General features: G+C 54.2%; 2 protein-coding genes. One reads left to right on the plus strand and one right to left on the minus strand.

Going from position 1 to position 2,506, the window contains the following annotated elements; all coding sequences use genetic code 11:
• Positions 1-1,350, plus strand: a 1,350-nt coding sequence (locus G0P99_RS17270) for a peptidoglycan -binding protein (protein ID WP_164131731.1), incomplete at its 5' end; no start/stop codon positions are given.
• A 367-nt stretch (positions 1,351-1,717) separates the two neighbouring features.
• Here G0P99_RS17270 and G0P99_RS17275 read toward each other — a convergent pair.
• Positions 1,718-2,392, minus strand: a complete 675-nt coding sequence (locus tag G0P99_RS17275) for a hypothetical protein (RefSeq protein WP_164131732.1) — start codon at positions 2,390-2,392, stop codon at positions 1,718-1,720.
• Between the last annotated feature and the right edge of the window lie 114 nt (positions 2,393-2,506).

Genomic DNA, 2,506 nt, shown 5'->3' on the forward strand with positions numbered 1-2,506 from the left:
GCCGCCAACACCATGATTTATATGGGAAATAGCAAGGTCAGGACAGCGAAATCAGCAACCCACTTGGGGAATGCGGGACAAAGCGTTGCATTGAAGACATCAACAGGGTTCAAATTCTCAGTTGGTAACACTCAAGTATTTATGAGCGAAGTTGACGGGAAATGGCTCATGTACAGCGCTGATGAGTCTGGGCCAGACACCTACGCTTGCGATGAGGTTTCTGATTTCACAAAAGAAATTGCATCTGCAATGTTTGCAGCTTTTGACCAACTAGAATCTGCTGAAATCGCAAAACAAGCCATTCAAGTCGCCAAAGAAAAGAAGCGGAATGAGGTCTTGAGCCAAGACCTAAACGCAGCATTGACCCGGGCTGGAGCTAACGAGAGAAACTACCGGTCTTTAACCGAAGAGTGCAAAAAACTGGCGGAGCAAAATTCGGAATGCAAGTCTACGCTTCAATCGACATTGAGCGCCGATCCCGACATGCTGCAACAGAGTTTAAAAGCTGCTCTAGACACAAAGGCAGAGGCTGAAGCCATTGCATCAGAGCAGACCAATTTAGCCGAGCTACGCGCCAATTTGCTGGCGCTATCGAAAGATGCATTACAAGAAGAAAAGACGAAGTCAGCCCTGTTGAACCAACAAGTTGCAGCGCTGCGGTCCCAACTTGGTACCTTGCAGGCCCTGCTTGACGTTTATAAAAGCCGGATTGAGGCTGCACAAGTGCAGGTGCAGACATTGGGTCAGGATCTCAACGCAGCCTTGGCTCGGGCGGCATCCGAGGAACGCAAGCGCCGTATCTTGGAAGAAGCCGAACGTGCGCGGCTTGATGCTGCCCCCGTAACACCTGCGAAGGATGCAAAAGCATCGGGAACCCAAGTCAAAGACTTGGTGAATTACCGTTCTGAGTTCTTCGGCAAGTTGCGTGAACTCCTGACAGACCAGGAGGGTGTTCGCATCGAAGGCGATAGGTTGGTGTTCTCGTCCGAGGTTCTGTTCGACCCCGGTAGCGCCGATCTGTCGCCCGAGGGGCAATTTGAAATCGCCAAGGTAGCGCGCATTCTGCGTGGGGTGGCGGCCGAAATTCCGTCCGAGATCGATTGGGTGATCCGGGTAGACGGGCACACCGACAACGTTCCTCTGTCGGGGACCGGGCGGTTCGCCGACAACTGGGAACTCAGCCAGGGCCGGGCCCTCTCGGTCGTGCGGTACATGGTCGACTTCCTGGGCATCGCGCCAGATCGGCTGTCGGCCAACGGCTTTGGCGAATACCAGCCGATCAACCCGGTGGACACACCGGAGGCTCGGGCACAGAACCGACGGATCGAATTGAAGCTGACACAAAAATAGCCAATGGATTGGAATGGCTCTGTTGCACAAATCGTATGATGGCTTTTTCCGAAACTGCGAGACTCCATGTCATTCCTGAAAGCCTCAAGCCTGCTTCGCCTTGCAGACTTCGCTGCAGCCCGCCACCGTGGAATCACTCTGAGGGACATCGCAGAGTAGTTTCAGTCCAGATGACCCGCGTCGAGGAGCGGCGGATCCTGCAGACGGGCGGGGTCGAGGGGGTGAAAGGCGGCGAGGTTGCGGGGGAGAGAAGGAAGGGGTGGTTTTGGTGAGGAGCGTCGGTGGGTTGGAAACCCACCCTATGCCTGTGTAAGGTGGGGTTTCACCCCAACTTGCCGGAGTCTAACTACCGTAGAAAGGGAAGTGCTCAGGGCTTCGCGTCAACCACCAACGCCGCCGCTATGTTGCCGAGCGACGTATTCAAACCCCAATCACGATGCAGCAATTCTCCATTCACGATGTAAAGATTTGCGACATTGTAGAAATCATAGTTTCCCTCTTCATTTAAGACTCGCACTCGGCTGACTGTACCACTTTCGGCAGCTTCCTTTTTGTCGACGTCGAAGAGTTTGAAATATTTCTCGTTGGCCGTTTGCGAAACTTGTCTCAAGACCGCAAGTACCTCCCCCTCGTCCGTGATACGCTCATCAACAAAATAGCAGCCGGCTTCAAGTCCGCCGACAGAGACAGCTGTCACAGCACCAACGGCAAGCGTGACCGGCGCCGTCAATAAAGCGAGCACGCTTGCCGCAAATCCACTTCCGCCAATAATGCCGATGGTGCCTGCACCCGACGCTCCTGCGAGTGTGGAGCCCAACATGACAGTACCGCTTGTTGCGTGAGGGAAGAAATACAACCCTCCTAAAGCCATAGTGGCGGGGCCCACGGTCGACCCTGCTCCCCCCACTACAACCGCACCAGTTGCTGCCGCGCTGTTGCCCAACTCGCTGAGTCGATAATCGCACACCCCACCGTATGAAGTAGAAGCCCCGCCCACTGAAAACATTAGAGCCAAACTCAAGGACTTCAGAGTTGTCTGCATAACTTTAGCCTTCCATAATGTTGCTCCGAAATTTCAGCCGACATTCTCCAAGTGGCCTGCCGTCTGATGTCAAGATTGCCAGAGACTGCCCGCTGGACAAGCCTTTTTTGCCCC

It is taken from the genome of Ruegeria sp. PrR005, from assembly GCF_010500245.1.
GTDB lineage: Bacteria > Pseudomonadota > Alphaproteobacteria > Rhodobacterales > Rhodobacteraceae > Ruegeria_B > Ruegeria_B marisflavi.

Excerpts from the sequence above, each read along its gene's own strand:
- G0P99_RS17275 (WP_164131732.1), bottom strand. The coding sequence starts at position 2,392 with ATGCAGACAACTCTGAAGTCCTTGAGTTTGGCTCTAATGTTTTCAGTG.